The 22,131-nt window shown below is 57.6% G+C and carries 18 protein-coding genes and 1 tRNA gene; 6 read left to right on the top strand and 13 right to left on the bottom strand.

The window, feature by feature from the left end; genetic code table 11:
• Positions 1 to 97: 97 nt before the first annotated feature.
• The 6 genes from pqqB to AB7M29_RS00320 form a co-directional block, all read right to left on the bottom strand.
• Positions 98 to 1,009, bottom strand: a complete 912-nt coding sequence (gene pqqB / locus AB7M29_RS00345; RefSeq protein WP_048397792.1) for a pyrroloquinoline quinone biosynthesis protein PqqB — start codon at positions 1,007 to 1,009, stop codon at positions 98 to 100.
• A gap of 84 nt (positions 1,010 to 1,093) precedes the next feature.
• Positions 1,094 to 1,168: a pyrroloquinoline quinone precursor peptide PqqA gene (gene pqqA, locus AB7M29_RS00340; protein ID WP_009045898.1), complete on the bottom strand. Its 75-nt coding sequence runs from the start codon at positions 1,166 to 1,168 to the stop codon at positions 1,094 to 1,096.
• A 156-nt stretch (positions 1,169 to 1,324) separates the two neighbouring features.
• On the bottom strand, positions 1,325 to 3,763 hold the full coding sequence (pqqF, locus tag AB7M29_RS00335; protein ID WP_454246118.1) for a pyrroloquinoline quinone biosynthesis protein PqqF: 2,439 nt from the start codon (positions 3,761 to 3,763) through the stop codon (positions 1,325 to 1,327).
• A 38-nt stretch (positions 3,764 to 3,801) separates the two neighbouring features.
• A complete protein-coding gene (locus AB7M29_RS00330; RefSeq protein WP_217857365.1) occupies positions 3,802 to 4,596 on the bottom strand; it encodes a carbon-nitrogen hydrolase family protein in 795 nt (264 codons plus the stop codon).
• 12 nt (positions 4,597 to 4,608) lie between these two features.
• On the bottom strand, positions 4,609 to 6,291 hold the full coding sequence (locus AB7M29_RS00325) for a flavin monoamine oxidase family protein (RefSeq protein ID WP_095052657.1): 1,683 nt from the start codon (positions 6,289 to 6,291) through the stop codon (positions 4,609 to 4,611).
• Positions 6,292 to 6,512: 221 nt separating this feature from the next.
• The gene (locus tag AB7M29_RS00320) at positions 6,513 to 6,974 is read right to left on the bottom strand and encodes an Lrp/AsnC family transcriptional regulator (protein WP_007980298.1); all 462 of its coding nucleotides are present in this window, start codon (positions 6,972 to 6,974) and stop codon (positions 6,513 to 6,515) included.
• A gap of 350 nt (positions 6,975 to 7,324) precedes the next feature.
• Here AB7M29_RS00320 and AB7M29_RS00315 point away from each other — a divergent pair, with 350 nt between their 5' ends.
• Positions 7,325 to 7,972: a peptidase M41 gene (locus AB7M29_RS00315; protein WP_217857364.1), complete on the top strand. Its 648-nt coding sequence runs from the start codon at positions 7,325 to 7,327 to the stop codon at positions 7,970 to 7,972.
• A 19-nt stretch (positions 7,973 to 7,991) separates the two neighbouring features.
• Here the strand turns inward: AB7M29_RS00315 and AB7M29_RS00310 are convergent, their stop codons facing one another.
• Complete coding sequence (locus tag AB7M29_RS00310) at positions 7,992 to 8,783, bottom strand: helix-turn-helix transcriptional regulator (RefSeq protein WP_217857363.1); 792 nt, start codon at positions 8,781 to 8,783, stop codon at positions 7,992 to 7,994.
• Between the two features lie 139 nt (positions 8,784 to 8,922).
• Here AB7M29_RS00310 and AB7M29_RS00305 point away from each other — a divergent pair, with 139 nt between their 5' ends.
• On the top strand, positions 8,923 to 10,026 hold the full coding sequence (locus tag AB7M29_RS00305) for a polyamine ABC transporter substrate-binding protein (RefSeq protein ID WP_217857362.1): 1,104 nt from the start codon (positions 8,923 to 8,925) through the stop codon (positions 10,024 to 10,026).
• 361 nt (positions 10,027 to 10,387) lie between these two features.
• Entirely contained in the window at positions 10,388 to 10,633 is a 246-nt protein-coding gene (locus AB7M29_RS00300; protein WP_052967143.1) for a hypothetical protein, read from the top strand.
• Between the two features lie 124 nt (positions 10,634 to 10,757).
• On the opposite strand, the gene AB7M29_RS00295 is transcribed toward AB7M29_RS00300, so the two are convergent.
• The 5 genes from AB7M29_RS00295 to rpsU form a co-directional block, all read right to left on the bottom strand.
• Positions 10,758 to 10,834 (bottom strand) — tRNA-Ile (locus tag AB7M29_RS00295).
• Positions 10,835 to 10,849: 15 nt separating this feature from the next.
• Positions 10,850 to 14,596 carry a bifunctional diguanylate cyclase/phosphodiesterase gene (locus tag AB7M29_RS00290; RefSeq protein WP_454246117.1) on the bottom strand — a complete coding sequence of 1,249 codons (3,747 nt, stop codon included), beginning with the start codon at positions 14,594 to 14,596 and terminating at the stop codon, positions 10,850 to 10,852.
• A 123-nt stretch (positions 14,597 to 14,719) separates the two neighbouring features.
• Positions 14,720 to 16,567 (bottom strand): RNA polymerase sigma factor RpoD, encoded by a 1,848-nt coding sequence (gene rpoD / locus AB7M29_RS00285; protein WP_123719577.1) that lies wholly within the window; start codon positions 16,565 to 16,567, stop codon positions 14,720 to 14,722.
• Between the two features lie 67 nt (positions 16,568 to 16,634).
• A complete protein-coding gene (gene dnaG, locus AB7M29_RS00280; RefSeq protein ID WP_454246116.1) occupies positions 16,635 to 18,608 on the bottom strand; it encodes a DNA primase in 1,974 nt (657 codons plus the stop codon).
• A gap of 481 nt (positions 18,609 to 19,089) precedes the next feature.
• Complete coding sequence (rpsU, locus tag AB7M29_RS00275; RefSeq protein ID WP_002551877.1) at positions 19,090 to 19,305, bottom strand: 30S ribosomal protein S21; 216 nt, start codon at positions 19,303 to 19,305, stop codon at positions 19,090 to 19,092.
• 199 nt (positions 19,306 to 19,504) lie between these two features.
• Here rpsU and tsaD point away from each other — a divergent pair, with 199 nt between their 5' ends.
• On the top strand, positions 19,505 to 20,530 hold the full coding sequence (gene tsaD, locus AB7M29_RS00270) for a tRNA (adenosine(37)-N6)-threonylcarbamoyltransferase complex transferase subunit TsaD (protein WP_454246115.1): 1,026 nt from the start codon (positions 19,505 to 19,507) through the stop codon (positions 20,528 to 20,530).
• 23 nt (positions 20,531 to 20,553) lie between these two features.
• Here tsaD and plsY read toward each other — a convergent pair whose 3' ends face one another.
• A complete protein-coding gene (plsY, locus tag AB7M29_RS00265) occupies positions 20,554 to 21,123 on the bottom strand; it encodes a glycerol-3-phosphate 1-O-acyltransferase PlsY (protein ID WP_052967151.1) in 570 nt (189 codons plus the stop codon).
• A 74-nt stretch (positions 21,124 to 21,197) separates the two neighbouring features.
• Between plsY and folB the strand changes: the two genes are divergently transcribed.
• Both folB and folK read left to right on the top strand, forming a co-directional pair.
• Positions 21,198 to 21,551, top strand: coding sequence for a dihydroneopterin aldolase (gene folB / locus AB7M29_RS00260; protein WP_052967152.1), 354 nt, complete (start codon positions 21,198 to 21,200; stop codon positions 21,549 to 21,551).
• Positions 21,542 to 22,060, top strand: a complete 519-nt coding sequence (gene folK, locus AB7M29_RS00255; protein WP_217857360.1) for a 2-amino-4-hydroxy-6-hydroxymethyldihydropteridine diphosphokinase — start codon at positions 21,542 to 21,544, stop codon at positions 22,058 to 22,060. Before folB ends, folK begins: the two co-directional genes overlap by 10 nt.
• Positions 22,061 to 22,131: the final 71 nt, after the last annotated feature.

Genomic DNA, 22,131 nt, shown 5'->3' with positions numbered 1-22,131 from the left:
ATCGCGAGCAGGCTCGCTCCCACAGGGGGCAAGTGGTAACCCAATCCAGTGTGGGAGCGAGCCTGCTCGCGATAGACCGCGCAGCGGTCTTGGTTTCCTACAACACAATACTCATACCGTCATACGCCACTTCAACCTCGCGCCGAACCAGCTCCGCGCGCTCCGGCGAATCCTCGTCGAGAATCGGGTTGGTGTTGTTGATGTGGATAAGTACTTTGCGCTGCTTGGGCAACTGTTCCAGTACTTCGAGCATGCCGCCGGGGCCGTTCTGCGCCAGGTGACCCATCTCCCGGCCAGTGCGCGTGCCGACACCACGGCGCTGCATTTCGTCGTCGTCCCACATCGTGCCATCCACCAACAGGCAATCGCTGCTGGCCATGATTTTCATCAGCGCTACGTCGACCTTGCCCAGGCCCGGTGCATAGAACAGTTTACCGCCGGTGCTCAGGTCTTCGACGATCAGGCCGATGTTGTCGCCCGGGTGCGGGTCGAACCGATGCGGCGAGTACGGTGGTGCGGCGCTACGCAGGGGCAGCGGGGTGAAGCGCAGGTTCGGGCAGGCCGGGACGGTGAAGCTCTGATCGAGTTCGATACGGTTCCAGTTCAACCCGCCATTCCAGTGAGTCAGCATGGTGAACAACGGGAAACCGGTGCTCAAATCTTCGTGGACCATGTCGGTGCACCAGACCTGATGCGGGCAACCTTCGCGCAGGCTGAGCAGGCCGGTGGTGTGATCGATCTGGCTGTCCATCAGGATGATTGCACTGATGCCGGTGTCACGCAGCGCGCGACCTGGCTGCATTGGAGCGAAGTTCTGGAGCTGGGCGCGGATGTCCGGCGAAGCATTGCACAGCACCCAGTTCACGCCGTCATCGGAAATCGCGATGGACGACTGGGTACGCGCCTCGGCCCGCAGGCTGCCGTCGCGAAAACCTGCGCAATTCACGCAGTTGCAGTTCCACTGGGGGAAACCGCCGCCGGCGGCGGAACCTAGAATCTGGACAAACATGGCCGCTCCATCATTGAAAGCTGAAAATAAAAACGCCCCGGCGAGCCGAGGCGTAGCACTGCATTCTCTACCAGACGGCAGAGCTTAGCGGCTTGCGAAGTACATGGTGACTTCGAAGCCGATACGCAGGTCGGTGTAAGCAGGTTTGGACCAGGACATAGAAGCGCTCCTTCAGGTGGATGGGACAGTTGAGACCTATACATATAGTCCACCTCCAGTCGGAGATGTTCAGATAGTTAGGCGGCTATGTTACTCAAAATTACAGAGCGATTGGCCACGAATCTTTGAGAAAGCTAATTGCAGCACCGGTAATGATCATTTTGCCACTTGCCAAGGCGTAGATGGGGCCGGTCCGCTGGCCAGACAGCGCCATCCACCGTCGGCCCGATTCAGTCGTTGTACCGCCGCCAGCAAGGCTTCGCGGTCGCTCATCAGAATCGCTTGAGGCAGGCGTTTCAGGTAATCCGACGAGTGGCCGGCCAGTTGGCCTTGCCAGAGCAGCTCAGTTGCTTGGGCGTTGGGCAGGGCGGTGCTGTCGAATTGATCGGCCAAGGCTTGGCGCTGAGCGATGAAGGTCGCGTTATCGATGCTTTCGATCATCCCTTCCGATTCGCTGAGGAACTGTTGGATGTGCTCCAGCAAATCCAGAGGCGCGACACTCGGTGATTGCACACCGAACAGCAGCCCGGTCTGGCCGTTTATCTGGCGTAGCCCGCTGAATACGGCGTAACCAAGCTGTAGCTCCACCCGCAGGCGCTGGTAGAACGGCGTCTGGCTTACGTGTGCGAGCAAACGCCAGGCGGCCTCATCGGCGATGTCATGGGTTGCTGTCGGGCAGAAGAGTAGCAGCGCGTGTTCGCTGGAGCCGGTATCGACGGAGTTCCAGAGATGCTGTGAGCGAATCGATGGAGGCGGCGTCAGTTGACTGTCCGCAGTGCCGGGAATACGACTCAAGGCAAGCCCCATCGCCGCTTGTGTCTGGGCAGACAGGCCTGCCGCCAGGCCATCCCAGCGCGCGCTCGACCAGAGTTGCTGCAAGTCATCTGAGGCTTCGGTGTGCTCAAGGCATAGCTCGGGCAGCGCCTTGAGCAATTGTCGAATCGGCATCAACGCAACGGCCGCCAGCTCTTCCTGTGAGAAATCGGCATCAGGTTTTGTCAGTTCCTTCAGCGCGTGTTCGAGGACTGTCGGCATCGGTTCCTGCAGGCCCGTCATTTTCAGCAGCCATTCATTACCCGAAGCGCTGAAGGAAAAGTCCACACCGGCCTGACGCGCATCTTCGCGCAGCATCCGCAGGTTGTTTTCCAGATTCGACTGAAGGCGGCTGTGAGGTGCGAACTCCAGGCGCCAGCGCAGATAAACCGCACCTTCATCCGTGTTATCCGGCAACGCCTGACTGAACTGCATCGGCGATCGTTCGCGGCGACTGCGTGAGCGATCCTGGGCAAAAGTCCGCAGGCCGCGATGGGCGCTGGTCTGGCCGCGAATCAATCCGGCATTCGAGGCTGGAGTCTCGGCGCGCAAAAACGGGTTGGGTGTCGGCAGTTGCCATTGGCCGGTGAAGTTATCCACAGCGCCGATTTGTTTGAGGATTGCCTTGAGGGCGACAACGCCCTGTTCGGATAGCCCGGCTTCAAGCTGTTCGCTGTCTCGTTGGGCCCGTTGCAGGGCGGCGCTGACTTGCTGTTGGCGCTGTAGCAGGGCTGCATACTCTTCGCGCAGTTCGGCCCAATCCTGATGAGAGGCAAAAAAGCCCAGCCAATCCAGGAGCCGTTCGCGGATCACGTTGTCCGTTTGCGTTGCGTTGGCGGGCCGGGTGAATTCGATGTGCAGCAAAGCTTGGCCAGCGTAGTGATAGAGCAGCGCGGCTTTCAGGTTGTCCGCCAGCCCATGCTCTCGCAGCTGCGCCAACAGGCCGCCGGGTTTTTCGGCGTTCAGCCAGTGGCACAGGAACGCCAGCGCTTCGGGCGTTGAGTCGGGCAGCGCTTGGAAGGTGAACAGTAGATCAAGCCGACGTTCTCCTGCCTGTTGATAACTATTGTCAGAAGAATCCATCAACAAGGTGGGCTTTGTCTGAGGGACTTTTTCGCCGGGGGTAATAGCAACCGCAAACGCCTGCGCCATTTCCTTCAACTCATCGAGACTCTGTGGCCCGGCCAGGCTCAGTGTCATCTGCCCGGTCTGGTAAAACCGATGATAGAAGTCCTTCAACGCTTGTTGAAATTCGGGCTGCGGTACCGGCAGGCTGTAGCGGTTTCCAGCATGAAACGCCCGCAATGGATGAGCCGCCGAGAGCCCGTCGAACAAAGCAAATTGCTGCTGGGCTGTCGCATCCCGCGACCAGGCGACAAATTCGGCATGCAGCACTTCCCGTTCCCGGCGCTGATCGTCCAGATTCATACGCGGATGAGCGAGCATATCCGACAGACGCTCAAGTCCACCCTTAAACGCCTGAGGCGGCAGCTCGAAAAAGAAGTCCGTCGTACGTTCGCTGGTTCGCGCATTCACCTGCCCGCCATGACCTTGCACGTAGGCCATCAACCCCTGCTCTGCGGGAAAGCGCTCTGTACCCAGGAACAGCAAATGCTCAAGAAAGTGCGCCAGCCCCGGCCAGGCCAGTGGCACGTCGTGACTGCCGGCAGCGACCCGCAACGCAGCGGCGCAGCGCTTCAAATCGGGAGCATGACGCAGCGTCACCCGCAGGCCATTGGCGAGGGTTTCAGTGTGGAGGCGAGGGGGATTCAGCGCAGGCATGAGCACTTCCAGAACAGAGAAGCGCTAATGCTAGCGGATTAGGGCTTGTTCAGCTCGCCGTATAGCTCGGGACGGCGGTCGAGGAAGTAACGATTGGCGGCGCGGGAATCAATCATCATCTGACGATCCAGTTCACCGACAATCAACGCTTCATCAAGTCCGGCCTGGGCGATGCGGCTGCCATCCGGCGCGGCGATGCTGCTTTGGCCGCAATACTGGATGTCGCCTTCGTGGCCGCAGTAGTTGGCGTAGGCCACATAACACTGGTTTTCGAAGGCTCGGGCGCGGACGGTGACATCGGCGATGAAATCGTAGGGAATCATGTTCGCCGTCGGCACCAAGATCAGCTCGGCACCGGCCAAGGCCAGACGCCGGGCGTTTTCCGGGAACTCCAGGTCGTAGCAGATCAAAAAGCCAAGCTTCCAGCCGTTGAGTTCAACCAGCGGAAACTCATCCGGCCCGGGGCTGAACATCGAATGATCGAGGTCGCCGAACAAGTGAGTCTTGCGGTAGTTGCACAACCGTTCGCCATCGGCGTCGATCAACTGCACGGCGTTGTAGATCTGCCCGTCTTCGGTGCGCTCCGGGTAGCCATATAAAATGGCAATCCCCGTCGCTTTGGCAATGCGCGCGATTTGCTGCGCCGACTCACCGTTGTGCACCTCCGCCAGCACGCTGACCGCATCGATGCCGATGTTGTAGCCGGTCAGGAACATCTCCGGCAGCACCAGCAAGTCTGCGCCCTTGGCCTCCAGCGCCAGTTGATGCAGGCGTTGCAGGTTACCTGCGACATCCAGGGGCAGCGGTGGACATTGGTAAAGGGCTACGCGCATTTCGGATTCCTCTTACTCGGGCAGGGCGATCGGACCGATCTCGTTAAACACATCTCCTGGACCCGGGTTTTCGGCGTGAGTTTCACCGCCGAAGTGTTTCATGATCCCCCATACCGCGTTGAGCGACGTCTGCACCGCACCTTCGACCCAGGCCGGCGTCCACGAAACGTCATCGCCGGCGATGAAAATCCCGCGCTGCTCGGGCGGCATGTCGTCCTGCATGAAGTGCGCGTACATGCGCTGGTTGTAGCGGTAGTGGCCGGGCAGGGCGCCTTTGAAAGCCCCGAGGAAGTGCGGGTCGGCTTCCCACGACACGGTGATCGGATCGCCGATGATCCGCGCGGCGATGTCGACTTTCGGGTAGATCTTCTTCAACGCGTCCAAGGCCAGCTTCACGCGTTTTTCCACTGGGTGCGGGAGCATTTTCAGCGCGTCGCTCATCCACGAGTACGACAGGCAAATCACCCCCGGCTTGTCGTCGCCATTGTCGAACAGATAGGTACCCCGAGTCAGGCGATCGGTGAGGGTCATACTCATCAGGTCGCGACCGGTTTCCGGGTCCTTGTCCTTCCAGAATGGGCGATCGACCATCACGAAAGTCTTCGATGATTGCATGTAGCGGGTGCGGTCCAGGGCCATCCACATCTTTTGCGAGAACAGGCTTTCGTCGCATTCGATCTGGGTGGTCAGCAGCCAGCTCTGGCAGGTAGTCAGTACTGCCGCGTATTCGCGTGTGTCGCCGTAGTTATCGGTAACGGTAAAACGCCCGTTCGGTGCATGGGCAATTTTTTTCACGCCGGAGCGCGGCGCGCCACTGTGCAGCGAGCTGAGACTGGTGCCTTCAGGCCAATGCACGCAACGCTCCGGTACATGGCGCCAGATGCCCAGCGGCACCTGCTCCACACCGCCGACTACCAGGTGCTGGTGATCGTCACAGTTGGTCATCACCACGCGGAAGATTTCCAGCATCGAGTTGGGGAAGTCCGAGTCCCAGCCGCCGGTGCCGAAACCGACCTGGCCGAACACTTCGCGGTGATGGAACGAGAGCTTGGCGAAGGCTTCGGAGGTGGCGACGAAATCATAGAACGTGCGGTCGTCCCACAGCGGCACCAGGGTGTTCCATAGTTCCTTGAGGCGCGGCACGTCACGGTCGCGGATTGCTTGCTGGATATCGGAGAACTGCGAGCCGGCTTCCAGAGCATCGGCCCAGGCGTCAGCGACTTCCTGGAACAGTGCAGGAAGATCCGCCAGTTTCTGTGCGTAATGAGTTTTGCCTTCCAGATCGATTACCGTGCTACCCGACGCAGGCGTCAGCGGGTTCGGGAAGGGTTTGGTCTGGAGGCCGAGCTTGTCGACGTAGTGATAAAACGCGGTCGACGACACCGGGAAACGCATACCGCCGAGCTCGGCGATGATGCCTTCAGCGCCGTTGAATGCCTGGGAGCGCAGGCGACCGCCCATCTTCGAGGCTTCGTAAACAACGGGTTTGAGGCCCAGCTTCATCAATTCGTAGGCAGCCACCAGGCCTGCAATGCCAGCCCCGACAATCGCCACTTCGGCACCGTGATTGTGCGCCGGAATGCTGCCCAGCCCGGCCGGGTGTTCGATCCAGTCGTCGAAGGCGAAAGGAAAGTCCGGGCCGAAAACGGTGACCGGTTTTTTACCGTCTGCAGGATGGCGATTGTTCTTGTTCATGGCTGACCTTGCTGGCGACCTGACGCAGCGTGCGCGTCTGAGTATAGGAAAAGATGGCAGCCATTCTAGAGAGCGTAGAACACGTTAATAAGACGCAATGTGTCGTCATTTTGCTAGTTGTCTGATCAATATGACGATGAATTGCTACACACTGGTCAGTATGGGAGCGAGTCTGCTCGCGATGAGGCCCGATCAGACAATGAAGAGTTACCGGTTGAAACTCAAACCGGCTGCCCCCGATCAATCTTGCTGCTCAAGATGATCGAAGTCGTCGTCTTCTCCACGCCATCCACACTGCCAATCTGATCCAGCAACTGATCCAGCTGCTCCGGCGAGTCGGTGCGCAACCACGCCACGTAATCAAATTCACCACTCACCGCGCACAACTGCTGAACCTGCGCCATGGCGCTAAGACGACGCAGCACTTCCTTGCCGGACCGCGGTTGCACCGTAATCCCGACGTACGCCTGCAATCCGCCATCCACCACGCGCTGCCCCAGGCGCACACCGTAACCGGTGATGACTTTGGCCTTTTCCAGCCGTGCCAGACGCGACGTCACCGTAGTACGGGCGATACCCAGTTGCCGGGCGAGCATGGCCACGCTTTCGCGGGCATTGATCTGCAGGGCCGCGATCAATTGGCGGTCGATTTCGTCAAGAACGGGCGGGCGAGTGTCAGGCAAAGGGGCATCTCCAGCGGCACAGAGCAATGGGCGGCCATGTTACAGGCACATCCTGCGCGGTGCTTGTGGCGGTTGTCTGAACTGGCATCAGTTACGCGCAAGCCCGCTCCCACAGCCAGGCGACGGTCTCATCACGCAGTCGGGCATTTTTGTGCTTTCGCTGGGGCAATAGTTCGGTGTCTTCAAGGCTGGCAATCTCGCCCGGCAGTGTAGAGACGGCAAGTACGTTGTAATTGCCGTACACGGCTGGAGTAATGATGCGAAACGGGTTCTACATCGATAGCATGGACACGAGCCGTTACTCTCATAGTCGAATACGCAACGGAGGGCATTGACGGGAGATGATGGGAATGATGAAGAAGATGCCTCCCGCTATACGGGAACATGCATTGCAGATTGCGAATCACGAAATGGGGCACTACGTGATTGCCCGAGCCTTGGGCTTTGAAACGGGTGATGTGACCCTGAAAGTCACCATGGACTTGAGGCATCAGGCTGGGGCTTCCATTATCTTGACGCGGTCAATTTCCTCGATAGAAGAAATGAAGGAACATTTGGAAGGTCGGCTGATAGTCCTTTTTGCTGGCGCTATGAGTCAGACCTTACCTGCAAAGCATTCAGCCAGGAAACTCGTCGATAAAACGAAAGCGACAGCCATCCTGAATGGAGAGCTTGGGGCGGAACAGGATTACGCAAAAGTAAGGGAGTTACGGCACTTGCTGCGAAATATCTCCTACCCCGATACGGATCCAGCGTCGTCCGAGCGCATAACTGCCGAGCTTAAAGAGATTACTGATCGTTTATGGCTGCGGACCCAACAAATCGTAGAGGCATTGGCCGACACGATTACCGGCTTGGGCGCGGCGCTGGTAGATGGCATGGTCATTGTGGAGCAATGGGGGAGGCCGGCGGATACCTATGAGGTCGTGTTGACGGGGGAAATGCTTGAACGGTTGCGGCCTGTGCAGGCCATTCCATCGTTGAGTGTTTGGGCCTGAAAAGTGCCAGGCGCTGACTTCAATTTGCAGGGCAGATATCCTGTTTTGGCATAAAAAAACGAGCAAACAATTCGGGTTGTGATTTGATGTTTAATTTGGCGTAAATATTTCGGCGGTGAACTTTTATTGTTTCTGCCGACAGGGAAAGTTTTCCTGCTATCTCTTTGTTAGAGAAGCCGCTAAGTAATAATTTGAGGACGTCCTTTTCGCGCGTTGTTATTTGTGTGCCTAGCTGGAGAATCGCTTCTGGCCATGGAGTTGGTTCAGGGGAATCTTTTTCTACGTCAATCTCAAAACACATGCGTTGATGCATTAATGCAGTTACCCATGGTTTGATAATATCAAGTATTGTTATTTGTTCTTGGTTGAAGCGGGCGTTACTACCAAAGGAAATGCATAGCGTTCTATCGGAGTCAAGCTGGACATTGTACTGCGCTTCATCTACAGAAATATACTGTGCGAAGTATTGGTGATAGTACTCAGTCTCAAGGAAGTGCTCCGGTGCAATATCCAGCATGTGAAAGAAACCGCTCTGCGGGTTTTCTCGATTAGCTATATAAAATGGATCCAGCATATAAAGTCCCTTCACGTAGCGATGAATAAAGGCATCTACCTCTTCTGTATCTGCTATTTCAGGGAGACTAACAACTTGTACTTGTTGATTGCTAAATATTAATACGACCCAGTTATCGATCTGCACATATTCATTTAACGTGCGAATAAGTGAGCTCCAGAATTCTGGACGGTTCAACTGCATGATCAGCTTTCCAATCGATCGGTGCCAAGCCAGGCTATGAAGGTCGAGTGGCATTTTCTACCCCTTTAGGGTTAGGGATTCGTAGGTCGCAGGTAAGTATTCGTAGGTATTTACTATTCGTCAATGCCGGGTATATTCACGATCAGGATTCACGATGGCCATGAGGGCATGTCGTCTTGACAAGGATAGTTGTATGAGCAAATCACCTTTGCGAACCATTTTTGCAGCCTCGCTTCTCTGTGCAGGGATCAGCACATCAGTGGGGGCTGTAGAGCCTGGGGTGTATCTGTATAACTGGTTCGGGCTTATCGCACCGGAGACCCCAAAGGAGTTTGAGCAGGAAACCGGCACCAGCATCCATATGGACGCGTTCGACAGTGCTGAAATCATGCAGAGCAAAGTGATGGCTGGGCGCACGGGGTACGACGTGGTTGTGGCTACCTCCAACGTGTTGCCAAGCCTGATCCAGGCGGGAGTACTTCAGCCGTTGGATCGTAATCAGCTGAGTAATTTGTCACACATCGACCCTGATATCTTGTCCCAGGTTGCGGTCAATGACCCTGGTAATCGCTACGCTGTTCCCTATTTATGGGGCACCACCGGCATTGGCTATGACGTTGATAAAGTCAAAGCGGCATTAGGTGATAATGCTCCGGTGAATAGCTGGGACTTGATCTTCAAAGAAGAAAACATCAGCAAACTCAAGTCGTGCGGTGTGGCAATGCTCGATTCTCCAAGTGAGATCATTTCAATTGCTTTGCATTACCTTGGGCTCCCTAGCAACAGTAGGAATCCGGATGATTACCAGAAAGCTCAAGCCCTGTTGTTAAAAATCCGTCCCTACGTCCTCTATTTCGACTCATCCAGAATCGACTCTGACTTGGCTGATGGCAATATTTGTGCAGTTGTAGGTTGGGCCAATGGTGCCCTTGCTGCGCAGGCCATCAACGAGAAGGCTAATACTGGACGCAAGATTGCATACAGCCTTCCTCGCGAGGGAGCGCTGGTTTGGTCAGAAAATTTGGTTCTGTTAAAAGATGCTCCCCACCCAAAGGAAGGCATGGCATTTATTAATTATATGTTGCGGCCAGAAGTTATTGCCAAGAGCTCAAATCACACGTTGTATCCTAACGCTAATAAAGATGCCACAGAGTTTGTTGAGCAGAAGCTGCGCGACAATACTTGGATTTATCCAGACAAAAAGACCGTTGCTACACTTGTTCCACTTGAGCCGCTGCCATTGAAGTTGGAGCGAATCCGCACTCGGGTTTGGACCAAAGTGAAGAGTGGTACGTGATCTGACTTGGTTGTCGTCTTTGATGTTCTATGGGGGGTCTTTATTTTATGTGAGGGGGCTATGGGCGTTTACAGAGAAATTAAAAGCGAAATTAAAGAATTGATAGTGCTGATAAAAATGATTGAGAGATATGAGTCGCTAATTGCACGTAGTTCTATGTCGCTGGATAAACAGTCAGTTGGTTTTAATGAGCGGCGGTGGAGCCGTATTGAAGAATTGCTCCGTAAGTATGATGTGGGTTTATAGTTTTTAAAGAAAATTAATCTGGTTCTGTGTATGTGAAATCACGTAGGGAGCAGGGGCAGCCCGTATCAGCCGACTTACTTAGGGGGCACAGAGGTTCCAGGGAGGGAGAAAAATCATGTACCAGGGTGATTGCCAATGCTACTTGGAGTCGGACGAATACAAAGCCTACAAGGAGATTGAGGAGCAGATCGGCCACTGCACACCCGAACAAGCCTGGGCCATGTATTACGTCTCGGTCGGGAGGGTGCGTGAAAACATCGCCATGGCGGTGATGGAACACATCGCCAGGGGTAACAAGGCACTGCTGGTTGAGTTCCCCGAACTTGCACCGGCTGAAAAGGGAGCTCACCAAGCGAGCTAAGGCGGATCACTTAAGCCTTTACAGCGAAGGAGTCACCAGTCCTGGATCGCGACGGTGTCCATAGGGCTGTATCAACGGTGGCCACCCAGAAACACGAAAGCCGCGCAGTGCGCGGCTTTGAGTATGGTGGGCCCAGTAGGACTCGAACCTACGACCAAGGGATTATGAGTCCCCTGCTCTAACCAACTGAGCTATAGGCCCTCAGTAGGCCGCGGATTATAGCGATGGTTTCTCAGCTGTGCTATCCGAAAAATCCAATATGGCTGTACGAAGAAACGTCGCAGCGAATTCGTCGGGGGGAAGTGGCAGGCTGACGATGTAACCCTGGATCTGTTCACAGCCCTCCGCAGCCAGGAATTGCTGCTGCGCCTGGGTTTCGACGCCCTCGGCGATGACGGTGAATTGCATGCTGCGGCCCAGGGCGATGATGGCGCGAACGATCGCCGCGTCATGCGGATCGTCTGGCAGGCCGCGGACGAAGGATTGGTCGATCTTGAGAATGTCCAGCGGCAGGCGTTTGAGGTAGCTCAGGGACGAATAGCCAGTGCCGAAATCGTCGATCGCCAGTTGCACGCCCAGGCGTTTGAGTTGATGCAGCACCGCCAGCGCCTCTTCGGCCTGGCTCATGATGAAGTTTTCAGTGATTTCCAGTTGCAGGAAGCCGGGGTTGAGGTGGTTGTCCTTGAGCAGTTGTTCGATCCGGCCAAGCAGATTCGGCTGGCGCAGTTGCGCGCCCGCGAGGTTGACTGAGAGTGGGCCCAGGCACTCATAGACCTGATTCCACTCGTACATCTGTCGGCAGGCGGTCTCAAGTACCCAATCGCCGATTTGCAGGATCATGCCGTTTTCTTCGGCCAAGGGAATGAAGTGCTCGGGAGGTACATCACCGAAGGTGGGGTGATGCCAGCGAATCAGCGCTTCGGCGCCAACCACTCGATAATCGTCCAGACTGATTTTGGGCTGGTAGTACAAAAACAGCTCATTGCGCTCGATGGCGCGCCGCAGTTCATGTTCCAGCGCCACGCGCTCGCTGGCTTGGGCGGTGAGGTCGCGGGTGTAACTTTCAACCCGGTTACGGCCCTTGGCCTTGGAGCGATACATCGCGGCATCGGCGTTCTTGACCAGCGTAGCGACGTCGCAGCCGTCCTTGGGATACAGGCTGGTGCCGATGCTGGCGCTGATGAAAAACTCGTGCTCGCCGGCCTGGAAAGGGGCGGAGAAGCAATTGAGCAGCTTGGTGGCAATGTTGTCGGCATCGCTGGACTGTTGCAGACCGGGGAGCAGGATGATGAATTCGTCGCCACCCAGCCGCGCCACGGTATCGATATCGCGCAGTTGCTCCTTGAGGCGCACGGCAATGCCTTTGAGCAGCAGGTCGCCAACCGGGTGGCCGAGGCTGTCGTTGATGTGTTTGAAACGGTCCAGATCCAGGAACAGCACCGCGCCCTGGCCCCCGTTTTCCTGCTGGCTGTTCAGTGCAGTCAACAGCCGACTCTCGAACAGCGTGCGGTTTGGCAGGCCCGTCAGCGGGTCGTGGTGCGCCTGGTAGTCGAGTTTGGCCTGCGCGTGCTTGAGGCTGGAAATGTCCGCGAACACCGCAACAAAGTGGGTGATGAGTTTGTCCCGGTTGCGCACCGCGCTGATGGTCAGCCAGCTCGGGTAGAGCTCGCCGTTCTTGCGCCGGTTGGAAATCTCGCCTTGCCAATGACCGTCGGCGGTCAATTGATGCCACATCGCCGCATAAAATGCGCTGTCGTGCAGGCCCGATGCGAGCAGGCGAGGGGTGTGGCCCAGCGCTTCGCTCTCGCTGTAGCCGGTAATTTCGGTGAATGCACGATTGACCGCGCTGATGTGCTGTTGGGTGTCGGTGATCAATACACCCTCGGCGGTGCTCTCGAACACCGTGGCGGCCTGTTGCAGTTTCTCCTGCATCAGATGTCGCTCGGTAATGTCCCGGGCGATGGTCAGCATGCAGGCCTCATCGCCAATGGGCAACGGCCGGCTTGAAACCTCACAGAGCCGGATCTGCCCGTCTTTGCGGCGGATGTGGCAACTGAAGTCGCGGACAAAACCATCCCGGTGCAACCGCTCGAGCATCTGTTTGCGTTCGTTGAGATTGACCCAGATTCCCAGGTCCAGGGCCGAGCGATCCACGGACATCGCGCTATTGAAGCCGGTAATACGGCTGAAGCCCTCGTTAACCTCCAACAGCAAACCGTCGCTCTGCCGGGACAGGAGCAAGCCGTCGGGGGAGGCATGAAAGGCCTTGGCGAACTTCTCTTCGGAGGTTTGCAGTTGTTGCTGGGTTTCCTTGAGTTGGCTGATGTCCCGCACAACGACCACCAGGGCCGGGGTGGTATCGAGATCGAAAGGCTCGGCAGAAATCAGGCCGGTAAACACCTGACCATTGCTGCGGCGAAAGGGCATCTCCAGGTTGCGGATGCTGCCGGCCTGCAACCGCTGCAACAAACCTGGCCCCACACCGGGTACACCCCAGATGTTCAGGTCGGTGGCGGTCTGGCCTATGACGTCTTCGGCCTTGAGGCCGATCTGTTCTTCGAACGCTTCATTGACCTCCAGCAGACAACCGTCGGAAAGCCGTGCGATCACCAGAATATCCGGACATTGCTGGAACACTGAAGCGAACTTTTGTTCCGACAGGCGCAGCGCCTCTTCGGTGCGCTTGGCTTCGCTGATATCGATCATCAGCCCACGCAGTACTGGTTCATGGGCGTGCTCGATCAGGCTGACGATATCACGGACCCAAAGGCAACGGCCGTCGGCGGTGATGACCCGGTAATCGACGCTGTGATCGCGTCCGGCCGCCACTTCACGGTCGCAGAAGGTCTGGGTCCGGGTCAGATCCGCGGGGTGGATAATGTTGCGCCAGAAGCCCGGAATCAGCCAATGGGGCAGGGGATAACCAAGGAGATCCTGAGCGTGAGGTGACACGTAACTGTAGGTGTAATCGCTGATCCGGGCTTCCCAGGCGATAGCCGAAAGACTCTCCACCAGCCCGCGGTAATGGTATTCGCTGCTGCGCAGCTCCTGTTCCAGAGCGACCCGACGAGCAATTTCCGAACTGAGTCGGCGGTTGATCCGGATAACCACTGCCAGCACGATCATCAGAAACAGTAATCCTGGCAGGCCGTACATCAGCACATCGAGCCAGAACGTTCGATGGTCCAGAACGTTACCGACCCAATGTTCCTGGATGGCACTGATTTCACTCGGGGTCATGTCTGCCAGGACTTTATCGAGGATGCTGACCAGCAGCTTGTTGTTCGGGGGCACGGCCATCGCCAATTGGTAGCGATAGGGTGTTTCACCGCTGACGTAGAGCCCGTCGAGCTTGAGCTGGCGCAGGCTCCAGACGCTGGAGGCGAGATCGCCCACGACGGCGTCCACGGCGTCGGTAGCCAGTGCCTGCAGCGCCGAGCTGACATTGGGCATCGCTACCAGATTCAGGTCGGGATGGTGGGTGCGCAATAGTTCATGGGGGGCATAGTTTTCCACCACAGCGATCTTCAGCCCGTACAGGTCTTCGATTTTGCGCGGTTGGGCACCTCCGACGTGAGCCAGAATGACAATCGGAAAGTCGAGATAGGGGCGTGTGAACGACAGATATGTCTGGCGCTCGGGAGTCGACATGATGCCTGGCAAGATGTCTAGCTTGCCTTGTTTGGCCTGCTGCAAGACTTCAGTCCAGCTGACCGGCTCGATGGGCGTGAGTTTGATGGCCAGCCGTTGACGGATGACGTTGATGTAGTCCGCTGCCAGGCCCTGATAACGCCCGTGTTCGTCGCGAAATTCAAACGGCGGCCAGGACGCGTCCACGCCCAGGCGCAATTCCGGGTGAGCCGTTAGCCAGCTACGTTCTTCGTCGGTAAGAGTCAACGCGCCAGCCGTTGCGGTCCAGGTCATCAGCGACAGCAAAAAAAGCACGGTTGGCCATCTGGGCATAACGGTCTCGTTATGGCTTGGGGGAATGTTTCGAGTGTAGACGGGCTATGCGGCGGGGGGGATGTACGGGGCATTTAATCTGTATAAAGCAAAACCCCCGGCCTGGGCCGGGGGTTCTGTGGATCACTCGTCGAGGAAGGAGCGCAAATGCTCGCTTCTCGTCGGGTGGCGCAGCTTGCGCAGTGCCTTGGCTTCGATCTGACGAATCCGTTCACGGGTCACGTCGAACTGCTTACCAACCTCCTCGAGGGTGTGGTCGGTATTCATGTCGATACCGAAGCGCATGCGCAGAACCTTGGCTTCACGGGCAGTGAGGCCGGACAGGACTTCGCGAGTCGCTTCTTTAAGGCTCTCAACAGTGGCGACATCGATTGGCGACTGCATGGTCGAGTCTTCGATGAAGTCACCCAGATGAGAATCTTCGTCATCACCGATCGGGGTTTCCATGGAGATCGGCTCTTTAGCGATCTTCAATACCTTGCGGATCTTGTCCTCAGGCATTTCCATGCGTTCGCCCAGCTCTTCCGGGGTCGGTTCGCGACCCATTTCCTGCAGCATCTGCCGGGAAATACGGTTGAGCTTGTTGATCGTCTCGATCATGTGCACCGGAATACGGATGGTGCGTGCCTGGTCGGCGATCGAGCGAGTGATCGCCTGACGGATCCACCAGGTGGCATAAGTCGAGAATTTGTAGCCGCGGCGGTATTCGAACTTGTCTACCGCTTTCATCAGACCGATGTTGCCTTCCTGGATCAGATCGAGGAATTGCAGGCCACGGTTGGTGTACTTCTTGGCGATGGAGATCACCAGACGCAAGTTCGCTTCAACCATCTCTTTCTTCGCGCGGCGGGCCTTGGCCTCACCGATCGACATGCGACGGTTGATGTCCTTGATCTCGGCGATCGTCAAACCGGTTTCGGTTTCCAGCGCGGTCAGCTTCTGCTGGCAACGAATGATGTCCGGTTGCAGGCGACCAATGGCTTCAGCGTATTTGCTTTTGCCTTTGGCCAGTGCATCGGTCCAGCTTTCGTCGACTTCGTTGCCCGGGAACTGGCGCAGGAAGTCGGCACGCGGCATACGGGCATCACGAACGCACAGTTGCATGATCGCGCGCTCTTGCTGACGCAGACGATCCAGGGCACTGCGAACACGCTCGACCAGGCCTTCGAATTGCTTCGGCACCAGTTTGATCGGCATGAACAGCTCAGCCAGGGCGATCAGCTCGGCGATTGCCAGCTTGTTGCCACGACCGTGCTTTTTCAGGGCCTTGCGAGTGATTTCCATCTGATCGGCGACAGCACCAAAGCGCTGTGCGGCGATGACCGGATCCGGACCGCTTTCGGCTTCTTCTTCGTCGTCGGTCGCTTCGGCGTCATCGTCGTCGGTGTCGTCATCCGCTTTCACGGCTTTCGGGTCGACAGGCGGTGGCACTTCCGCTGCAGGCGGCGCAATGCCGTCGTCCGGGTCGATATAACCGCTCAGGACGTCGGACAGGCGGCCACCTTCGGTGGTGACGCGAGTGTACTCGGAGAGAATATGGTCAACCGTGCCAGGGAAGTGCGCGATTGCGCCCATCACTTCGCGGATGCCCTCTTCAATACGTTTGGCGATTTCGATTTCGCCTTCACGTGTGAGGAGCTCTACCGTACCCATTTCACGCATGTACATGCGCACTGGGTCGGTGGTGCGACCAATGTCGGTCTCGACCGCTGCCAACGCTGCTGCTGCCTCTTCGGCGGCGGCTTCGTCGGTATCGGCGTCGGCCAGCATAAGGGAATCCTTATCTGGCGCAACCTCGAATACGTTGATCCCCATGTCATTAATCATGCGGATGATGTCTTCCACCTGTTCCGGATCTGAAATATCCTCCGGCAGGTGGTCGTTGACCTCCGCGTAAGTCAGGTAGCCCTGCTCACGACCAAGTGTGATCAACTCTTTGATACGAGACTGCTGTTGCGCTTTTCCGGACATAACACCCTATCCACTGAAGGTCTTGGCGGGCAAAAAACAAGCCGAGGATTATACCTGAGCTATGACCTCACGCGCCAGTTGAGGTCGGGCTTGATGCGGAAACATTGCGACTTAAAAGGTCGCGCAGTTGATTTTTCTCTTCGGTGCTCAATTCACTTTGACGTGCTTTTCGAAGAAGTTGTTCCAGGTTTCGCTCGCGTTGGCGGGCTGACAAGCTAGTAATGGTGTCGAAAAACTGTTGTTCAAGGTTATCTCCATCAATCAGCCACTCCTTTTCTGCCAGCGCTTTGAGCAGTCGGCCTTGTTCGGTGCCGTGCCAGCGCGCAATCAGTTGAAATGAGTTTAGCTTGGGATTCTTCTGTACGGCTTCGAGCAGGGCGACCAACAGTTGCGTGTTGGTATGGTCCTCGGCAGCGAAGTGCCCGGCATCCTCGACTTTCTCAGCCAGTTGCGGGTGATGCAGCAGCGTGCGCAAGGCAGCCAGGGTGGGCGGCTCTACAGCGGCCGGAATCCGTGGCGCGCGCGGTTGATCGCGATCGCCGCCACGTTTGCCGTTTTTGTCCCATGGTTTCTTGTCCCATTTCTTGCCGCCTGCGCCAGGTTTCTTCGGCGTCCATTCCTGCTGCGGCACATACATCTCTTGTGCCTGCGGCTGATGGTAGTCGCTGTAATCCGGCATGGCGTCGTAATCGATGCCCGGATCGTAAGCCGGTGGCGCTTCCTGAGGCTGAGGCGTGCTTTGCACGAGTTGGCTCACGGCTTCACCGCTAAGCCCGGTGATTTCGCTCAGGCGCTGGCGCATCAAGATGCGCAGGTTGGCCCCCGGGACTTTGTCGATCAGCGGCGCGGCGAGGGTGGCCATGTGGGCCTTGCCTTCGAGGGAGCGCGGGTCCGATTCTTCGGTCAGCTGTTGAAAAAAGTAATCGGCCAGCGGCTGGGCGTGCTGATTGATTCGCGCGCGGAAGGCGTCAGTGCCCTCGGAGCGGACCAGGGTATCCGGATCCTCTCCCTCGGGCAGGAACAGAAAGCGCGCCCGGCGCCCGTCCTGCAGGCATGGCAGGGTTGCTTCCAGCGCCCGCCAGGCGGCATTTCGGCCCGCCTGGTCGCCATCAAAGCAGAACAGCACGCTGGGCACGACGCGAAACAGGCGCTTCATGTGCTCTTCGCTGGTGGCGGTGCCCAGAGTTGCAACGGCGTTGCGCAGGCCTTGCTGGGCGAGGGCGATGACGTCCATATAGCCTTCGACGACGATGATTTCGTCGAGGTTGCGGTTGTTCTTGCGTGCTTCATAAAGGCCGTAGAGTTCCTGGCCTTTATGGAAGACCGGAGTTTCCGGTGAGTTCAGGTATTTCGGCTTGTCGTCGCCCAGCACCCGGCCGCCGAAGGCGATGATGCGCCCGCGACTGTCGCGGATCGGGAACATCACGCGATCGCGGAAGCGGTCATAGCGCTTGCCGGTTTCGGCGTTCTCAATCAGCAGGCCGGCGTCGATCATGGCCTTTTGCTGCAGGGTATCGCTGCTCAAGTGCTTGTACAGATTGTCCCAGCCAGGTGGGGCAAAACCGAGCCCGAAATCCCGGGCGATTTCTCCCGTGAGTCCACGACCCTTCAAATAATCCACGGCAGCTTTACGCGACGGATGGCTTTTCAGGGCTTGACGATAAAAATCGGCGGCGGCGGTAAGCAGCGGATACAGCGGCGAATCGGTGGGCTGCCGCGGTTTGTGCGGTCGGCCACTTTCTTCGCGGGGAATTTCCATGCCGGCGGCTTTGGCCAGTTCTTCGACAGCCTGGACGAAATCCAGGTTGTCATGGTCCATCATGAAGCCGAGGGCGTTACCGCCGGCGCCGCAGCCGAAGCAGTAATAGAACTGTTTGTCGGGGCTGACGCTGAAGGAGGGGGTTTTCTCTTTGTGAAACGGGCAGCAGGCAGTGTAGTTCTTGCCGGCTTTTTTCATTTGCAGGCGCGAGCTGACCACGTCGACGATGTCGGTGCGGTTCAGAAGGTCGTCAATGAAGCTCTGGGGAATTAGCCCGGCCATGGCGTTCTCGTCATCTGCGCTGAAATGGACCCAAAACGAAGGGCGGCCGAACGCGGGTCGTTGTTTGAGGCGCGCAGGGTGTGCGGCTCGACCGGTGTCGTCTGCGTATCGCTGTCGGGAAGTGTATCTGCCGAAAATCCACTGACGTTAGTACCAATCAGTATTCGACTATTTGAAAGTGTTTCGCTGAATCCGGCGACGGCCAGTCGTTGGCCTCGGATAGCTCATAAGCGGGCACGCAAGAAGGTGCCTTGGGCTGATCGTCGTGAGAGGAGTCAGTGGGTGTGCTCGTCAGTAGCCTTGGAAGGCTCGTCAGAAAAGACGTGCACCGCTGGCAAAAGAGCCAGGTCTGACGCTGTGAAGCAGATTTGTCTCGGTCGCGTCTGCGGCTTCGACGGTGAAGCATCAAGCGTTTTCCGCAAATGCCATTAGCCCGGCTGAGGGCCGGGCTTGGCAGAAGCTTGCTACGATCGTCTGTGTATTAGTACAGACGAACGGCGCGGCGCTGTTCGCGCTGAACTTTCTTGGCGTGACGCTTAACAGCGGCTGCTGCTTTACGCTTACGCTCAGAAGTTGGCTTCTCGTAAAATTCGCGGCTACGAACTTCAGCCAGTACACCGGCTTTTTCGCAGGAGCGCTTGAAACGACGCAGAGCTACGTCGAAGGGTTCGTTCTCTTTTACTTTGACGGCTGGCATCCAGAGCTACCTTCATTCATTACCGGGGTCAACATCCTCGCGGCAAAAGAGCACTTGAAGACGTCGGTTTTTAAGGGTTGCGGATGTTAACCCCTCATCGCTCGGAATGCAAAGCCTCTGATCGAAAACCGCTGGTCGGGGCATCACGCGAAGACTATTATGCGCGCCTTCGAATTCAGCCTCTACAAGGCGCAAACCCATGCTAGTACTGGGATTAGAAACCTCTTGCGACGAAACCGGTGTCGCACTTTACGACAGTGAACGCGGGTTGTTGGCCGACGCGTTGTTCAGTCAGATCGATCTGCATCGTGCCTATGGCGGCGTGGTGCCGGAGCTGGCGTCGCGTGATCACGTCAAACGCATGCTGCCGTTGATTCGTCAGGTCTTGGCCGAGGCCGGCTGTGTGCCGACCGAGATCGACGCCATCGCTTATACCGCGGGTCCTGGCCTGGTCGGAGCCTTGCTGGTGGGGGCTTCGTGCGCCCAGGCGCTGGCTTTTGCCTGGGGCATTCCGGCCTTGGGTGTGCACCACATGGAAGGTCACTTGCTGGCGCCGATGCTGGAGTCGCAACCTCCGGAGTTCCCGTTCGTCGCTTTGTTGGTGTCGGGTGGTCATACGCAGCTGGTTCAGGTCGACGGGATCGGTCACTACACGCTCTTGGGCGAGACCCTCGACGATGCTGCCGGCGAAGCATTCGATAAAACCGCGAAGATGATGGGCCTGAATTATCCGGGCGGCCCGGAGATCGCGCGTCTGGCGGAGCAGGGCGTTGCAGGGCGTTTCACTTTTCCGCGCCCAATGTGTGATCGTCCAGGCTTGGCTTTCAGCTTCAGCGGGCTGAAAACCTTTGCGCTGAACACCTGGCAGCAGAGCGTCAGCGCCGGGGACGACAGCGAACAAGCCCGTTGCGACATCTCGCTGGCGTTCCAGCAGGCCGTGGTGGAGACTTTGACCATCAAGTGCAAGCGTGCCCTCAAACAGGCGGGTCTTAAGCGTCTGGTGATCGCAGGGGGCGTCAGCGCCAATAAAGCGCTGCGGGCTTCACTGGAGAAAATGCTCGGCGACATGAAGGGCGATGTATTTTATGCCCGTCCGGAGTTCTGCACCGATAATGGCGCGATGATTGCGTTTGCCGGCTGCCAGCGCTTGCAGGCCGGCCAGCATGAAAGCCTGGCAATCAGCGTGCAGGCGCGCTGGCCGATGGAGCAACTGTCGGCGCTGTGATGAGGGGTGCTCACGTGCGGTATTTAAAAATGCCGTTCGCGCCCGGCAAACAGGTCGCGTAGATTGCCGCGATGACGCCAGACGATCAGGCCCGTGAGTGCGCTCATGGGTAGCAGTGCCGCCGGTTCTTGCCAGGCAAGCAACGGCAGGGTCAGCGGTGTGGCAATCAGGGCTGCGAGTGAGCTGGTGCGGGTCAGGTAGAACGTCAGCGACCAGGCGCAGACCGCCAGCAGCGCGGCAGGCGGGTAGAGCCCCAGCAGCATGCCAGCGGCGGTGGCGACACCCTTGCCACCGCGAAAGCGGAAGTACAGCGGAAACAGGTGGCCGATAACGGCGCAGACGCCGATCCAGGCCTGTTCTTGCAGTGAAAGGCCTATAGCACCCGCGATCAATACGGGCAGCAGGCCTTTGTTCAGGTCGCCGAGCAAGGTCAGGATGGCGAGTTTCTTGCCGGCCAGACGCAACATATTGGTGGCACCGGCATTGCCCGAGCCACTCATTCGCGGATCGGGGTTACCGGTCAGGCGGCTGAGCAAAATGGCGAAGGACAGAGAGCCGAGCAGGTAGGCGAGGATCGCCAGTAACCAAAACATGCTAACTATTCCGGGCGAGGACGCCCTGATTCTAACGGCGCATTGCGCCCTTGTCGTGCAGTGGAGAGAAGTGCTTGGACAGAGTGTTTATCGAGGGCCTGGAAGTCGACACCGTGATTGGTGCCTACGACTGGGAACGAGGCATCCGACAGTGTCTTCGACTTGATCTGAGCTTCGCCTGGGACAATCGTCCGGCCGCCGCCGGTGATGACCTGACCCTGGCGCTCGACTACGCGAGCGTTTCGTCGCGCATTCAGGCGTTCGCCGAACAGGCGCAGTTCCAGCTGGTCGAGACCTTTGCCGAGCGTCTGGCGCAAGTGCTGATGAGCGAATTCAAGATCACCTGGATGCACCTCAAGCTGACCAAGCCAGGTGCCGTCCCGGCGGCCACGGGTGTGGGCGTGGAGATCGAGCGCGGATGTCGCTGACTCAGGTGTACCTCGGGCTCGGTAGCAATATCGAGCGCGAAGCCCATTTGCAAGCTGGCCTGGACGCCCTGGCGGGTTTCCTGGTGGATATGCGCTGCTCGGCGGTATTCGAAAGCCAGCCGGTGGGGATCAAGAGCGGGCCGTTTTTCAATTTTGTGGTTTCGGCTTTCACCGATCTGCCGCTGATGGAGCTGGATCGACGGTTGAAATTCATCGAAGCGGATAACGGCCGTTACGCGCCGGACCGCAAGGGCTTGCCGCTGGATATCGACGTGCTGCTGTTCGGCGACCTGGTGGGCAACTTCGATGGTTTGATCTTGCCGCGGGCAGAGATTCTGAAAAATGCCTTCGTGCTGTGGCCGTTGTCGCTGATTGCGCCGGACCGTGTGCATCCGGGCGTAGGCAAAAGCTTTGCGACTTTGTGGGATGAAGCGCAGATCGATCAGGTGCTGGCGCCAGTGGCGTTTGAATGGCGCGGCCAACAGCTGACCCCTTTGAATTTGTTGTGAGGCGGATGACGCCATCGCGAGCAGGCTCGCTCCCACAGGTTAACGCTAACCCTGTGGGAGCGAGCCTGCTC

Source organism: Pseudomonas sp. F-14 TE3623 (assembly GCF_053629015.1).
This window is presented reverse-complemented; position numbering and strand designations above follow the sequence as displayed.